The sequence below is a fragment of the Nostoc commune NIES-4072 genome, from assembly GCF_003113895.1.
Taxonomy (GTDB): Bacteria; Cyanobacteriota; Cyanobacteriia; order Cyanobacteriales; family Nostocaceae; genus Nostoc; species Nostoc commune.
The window spans coordinates 2,433,517-2,438,472 of the sequence record NZ_BDUD01000001.1 but is presented as its reverse complement, the minus strand read 5'-3'; the positions used below and the strand labels follow the sequence as shown (position 1 = coordinate 2,438,472).

At 41.5% G+C, this 4,956-nt stretch carries 3 protein-coding genes; 2 read left to right on the top strand and 1 reads right to left on the bottom strand.

Annotated elements, in window-relative coordinates:
- Window positions 1-268: 268 nt before the first annotated feature.
- A complete protein-coding gene (gene cax, locus CDC33_RS10785) occupies window positions 269-1,390 on the top strand; it encodes a calcium/proton exchanger (RefSeq protein WP_109008474.1) in 1,122 nt (373 codons plus the stop codon).
- Between the two features lie 43 nt (window positions 1,391-1,433).
- Here cax and CDC33_RS10780 read toward each other — a convergent pair whose 3' ends face one another.
- Window positions 1,434-2,957, bottom strand: coding sequence for a phenylacetate--CoA ligase family protein (locus CDC33_RS10780; protein WP_109008473.1), 1,524 nt, complete (start codon window positions 2,955-2,957; stop codon window positions 1,434-1,436).
- Between the two features lie 208 nt (window positions 2,958-3,165).
- Here CDC33_RS10780 and CDC33_RS10775 point away from each other — a divergent pair, with 208 nt between their 5' ends.
- Window positions 3,166-4,866: a serine/threonine-protein kinase gene (locus CDC33_RS10775; protein ID WP_109008472.1), complete on the top strand. Its 1,701-nt coding sequence runs from the start codon at window positions 3,166-3,168 to the stop codon at window positions 4,864-4,866.
- The last annotated feature ends 90 nt before the right edge of the window (window positions 4,867-4,956 follow it).

Genomic DNA, 4,956 nt, shown 5'->3' with positions numbered 1-4,956 from the left:
GAATGGGAATGCGTAGGCGTAGCCCGCCGCAGGCATCGCTTTTTTGATCAGTAGCAATTCCAGCAGTCAAAGGTATTAATTTATTTACCAGCCTCATCCATCTTTAGCCAGTTAGCAAAGTTTTTCGCAGCAGATAAAATTCTTTAGGAAAAAGAAATCTATATACTGTAAGTTATTTAGTAAGTGTTACAGACAAAGAAAATTGCTTACATTGTGCAATTATTTCAATGAATTAAACGATAGTTATCATTATTAGAGTTATATACTTATGCCAACCGCACTCAAAAATATACAAACTAAAAACCTAATTTCAATTGGTTTGCTAGTTTTCGTTCCTATTGCTATTGTGGCAGAAAAGTTAGAATGGGATGCATTAATAGTATTTGGACTTTCAGCAGTTGCAATTATTCCGTTAGCAGTTTGGCTGAGTCAGGCGACAGAAGAAATTGCTGTGGTTTTAGGGCCTTCTATCGGAGGCTTGTTAAATGCAGTCTTTGGTAATGCAACTGAGCTAATTATTGCTCTAGTAGCTCTCAAAGCAGGCTTGGTAGATATTGTTAAAGCCAGCATCACTGGGGCAATTATCAGTAATTTACTGCTGGTAATGGGGCTATCTATGTTGCTAGGAGGGTTACGCTATAAAGAGCAGACTTTTCAGCCAATGGCAGCGCGAGTCAATGGTTCGACAATGACACTAGCAGTAACTGCAATTGTCCTGCCTGCAATGGTGATCACTACATCTAATGTGGTCGAGCAAAGCGCTATTACTAATCTGTCGATTTTTGTAGCAGTTATTTTAATTGTAGTTTATGGTTTTACGCTGTTATTCTCCTTGAAGACTCACAGCTACCTCTACGATGTTGGGGTTGTAGAACTAGAAGGTGTTTCTAAAGACGAGGCTGCCACAGAGCAAGATAAATATTCAAAGCCAAACTTGAGCCTTTGGGTTGGTGTTTTACTTGTGGCAACGATTGGTATAGCGTTCGTGTCTGAGATTTTTGTCGGTGCAGTTGAAGAGGCAACAAAAGGACTAGGATTGACACCTTTGTTTACCGGAGTAATTTTATTACCACTAGTTGGAGGTGCAGCCGAATATGTAACTGCTGTCCGAGTAGCGATTAAGAATAATATGGATTTGTCAGTATCTGTAGCAATGGGATCGAGTCTACTAGTTGCTTTGTTGGTTGCGCCGCTCCTTGTGCTAGTTGGGCAGGTAATTGGACAACCAATGGATTTAAACTTTAACTTGTTTGAGGTTGTTGCAGTGATCATTGCAGTCGTCATTGCCAACTTAATTAGTTTGGATGGTCGCTCTAACTGGTTAGAGGGGATGTTGCTGCTAGCAACTTATGCTGTACTGGGTGCTGCCTTCTACTTCCATCCAGTTTGAGCGTTAATCGGCAGCTTTTTGGAGATGAAAGCGAAACCAAACTCTATTGACGGGTATAACGATGTTTCACCCCAATGGGGAAATATTCAAAATCACCCATTGGGGCTAATGTAACTTGTGGTGTTTGATATTCTGCGGGGACATAATTAGCAAACTCGCTATTTAGACGGAGCAGTTGTGAAAGAATAGAAGATGCGATCGCTTCTCTTCGATCTTCACTACCCTCTACCCCCGCTCCTAATTCCACAACCACTGATAAAAATCGATTCTTATCTGCATCTTCCTTCACCTGCAACACGAATTTACCCGTCACCCATTCTTGAATTCTTGGTTGCTCTAATCCCACCGCCACATTTTCTGGATAGATATTTGCACCAAAGTAAGAAACTGTAAAGTTAGAACGCCCAAAGACATAAACAAAAGGTAGCTGATGAATACCTCTAGGAGAGTGGGGAGTGGGGAGTGGGGAGTTTTCTAAGGCTGCAACAGGATCAAATCCCCATTTTGCTAAAAATTGCAGCATGGCATCATAACTAATTATTCCGCCAGTATCCAAGATGTCATAACGCACTAAGGGAATACCGTTATCTCCTGAAAACAGTAATCCGCCATCTTGAACTTCAAAAAAGCGACTGCAAGGATCGTATTGTACTAATGTGGGTAAACGTGATTCCCCAAATAAAGCTCTAGCAGCATCGGGATTTTCTGCCAAAAAACGGCGAATGCAGATACTTAAAGGTGTTTCATTGCCCAAAACTCCTGCATCCGCAGTGCCGTAAAGTGATGCAAAATCATAACAAGGATTTTGTGAACCAACTCTTTCACCAACTAAACTCCGCCATTCTTCACTAAATACTTCTCCCGCCATCACTAACTTAATTTGATATTGCTGCCACTCCACACCAGAAGCGATACCAGTATCAATCACATCTTTTAAAAATGGCGGGTATCCCAATAACACCACTTGTTCAAATGCTGAACCTAATTCTTGGACAACTCGCAAGATTTCTTCTTTATTGTTACCAGGGGTAATTACAGTAATGGGATAACCTTTGCTAGCAAGATAACGACAGCAATTGCTGGTGAACATTCCACCTACCCAAGTGCCCAAAGTGAAACAAATCACTGCTAGGGTACGTCTGGTATCTGTATAGAAACTATCGTGAAAAATCTGTTCAAAGCGTGTGGCGATTTGGAGTTCATCTGTGAAAAAACGAGGCCAAAATGTCGGTTTACCAGTGGAACCGGAAGACGCAGCTATCATATCGCACGCTTGGAGTTGCCCGTTGCGGCACAACTCAGCCAAAGGATAGCGCAGTATATAATTTTGTTTAGCGATCGCTGGTAGTTTCTGAAACTCCTCTAAGGTTTGAATAGTCGCGGGATTAATTTCCCTTTCTGCTAAAAAAGCCTTGTAGGCAGGTACATTAGCCGCTACATCGTGAAATAAACTCAAAGCTGTCGAAGTTTGAGTGTTGAGATGCCGTTGCAGTATCGTTTCTAGGGGGGTAGACAAAAAATCTTCAAATGCTTTAATTACTTGCTGCTGTCTTGATTTCTGGTTCATGACGCTTGTTGTTTATCCTGAAGTAGAACCAACACCGTTACTTGCTGCCAGTATTTTAGCTGTTATCTAATACCCCAAAACCCCAATGATTCTCAGCAACACGGATTTAATCTAGGAATACCCAGTCCCTAACATTTCCTAAAATATCCGAAAATGAGAGTATGCGCTTGTAGTCATTCCATAAAACCTTAATTTATCCTTGGGCACCATGCAGCTCTATTGCAGTAAACAACACACAAATAATGGTAGTAACCGCTTTTGTACCCATTGTGGTGAACCATTACCTCTTGCTGTGGGACAAATGGTGGATAATCGCTATCAAATTATCCGTCATTTAGGGCAGGGTGGCTTTGGACGCACCTATTTGGCGGAGGATAGAAATAAAGCTCATCAAACCTGTGTGCTCAAGGAATTTGCACCCCAAGTAGAAGAAAAGCAAGATTTACAAAAAGCTAAAGAGTTATTTGAACGAGAAGCAAATGTCCTGAAAACACTCCAGCATCCACAAATTCCCCGTTTTCACGCCTCGCTACAAGTGAAGATAGGCACTAAAGATTTTTTCTTTTTAGTGCAAGATTATGTGGATGGTGATAATTATTACCAATTATTAGAACAGCGTAAAACTCAAGGAAAGACCTTTAGTGAAGAGGAAATAATCACCTTACTGCAACAGATTCTACCCGTGTTATCCTACATCCACTCACGAGATGTAGTTCACCGTGATATCTCTCCTGATAATTTGATTTGGCGACGTTCTGATAATCTACCAGTATTAATTGATTTTGGTGGTGTCAAACAATTGCCAGCTTCTCAAGGTTTTTGGCGCACCAAGTTGGTTGGAAATAACACTTTGCTAGGTAAAAAGGGCTACGCCCCAGAAGAACAGCTACGGCAGGGAAAAGCATTTTTTAGCAGTGATTTCTACTCTTTAGCGGTGACATCACTGGTGTTGCTTACAGGGAAAGAGCCGCAAAAATTATACGACAGCTATCAGGGAATTTGGGCGTGGGGAAAGGAAATCCGAGTTAGTCCGCAACTGGAAGCAGTGTTCAAAAAGATGCTGGCTTATAAACCGAGCGATCGCTATCAACGAGCCGAGCAAATACTCAAAGATTTACCATCGCCAGCTGCTAGTAAATCTGCAAGTAATTCTATTACTACCAAGATTAAAACGATGGTAGTTGCTCCGGGAAGACAACGCGCCAGTGCTGTTATAAGTAGATTCCAGAACAAAACGCAAGCGATAGCAAAACCTATATCTTGGCCTGTTTGGATTCGTCCTTTTGTGATGAGTTTAGGGGGAACAGCTGTAATTGTCTTAACTGGTGCAGGCACTTTGGCGGTGGTAAATGCAGTGATTCGGAGCGTAACTTCAATTACTATTCCATCAATTTCATTACCGCAAATTCCCCAATTACCAAATCCAATCGGTAAACCAGTCAGCGACAAAGGAAAAAATAGTAATCTTCAGGAAATTATCAGTCGTCGTCAACAGCTACAAATAACTGAAGGATTTTTTACTCCCTTCGTAGATGATTTATTTTATACAAAAAAACCAGAATTAAAGGGACGTAGCCTAACATCTAAATCTGAAGACGCTGGTTTACGAGATGAATGGTCTGGTATCGCTGACGATTTATTAGATAAACTAGAACAGGCTAATCTCAGTACAGCAGCTCGTCGAAAATTGGGTAAATATAGTCAAAAAGATTATGTAACATGGAGACGGCAAGCGCGATCGGGGCAGTTTGGGAACTATACAATTGATCAGCTAACCAAAGACGCAAATGAAAAATTTGATCGGTTGTTTCCCGATCAGGATCGTGGGAAACTCAATCAACAGACTTTCGGTCAAATTTGGTATGCGATCGCAGCCGATCAAGTTAGTAAAGTACAATCTGGCAATTAACGAGAGATGAGGGAGATGAGGGAGATGAGGGAGACATAAGCAATGCCCAATGCCCAATGCCCAATGCCCAATGCCCAATGCCCAATGCCC

Coding starts and splice junctions, on each gene's coding strand:
- cax (WP_109008474.1), top strand. CDS start 269: ATGCCAACCGCACTCAAAAATATACAAACTAAAAACCTAATTTCAATT.
- CDC33_RS10780 (WP_109008473.1), bottom strand. CDS start 2,957: ATGAACCAGAAATCAAGACAGCAGCAAGTAATTAAAGCATTTGAAGAT.
- CDC33_RS10775 (WP_109008472.1), top strand. CDS start 3,166: ATGCAGCTCTATTGCAGTAAACAACACACAAATAATGGTAGTAACCGC.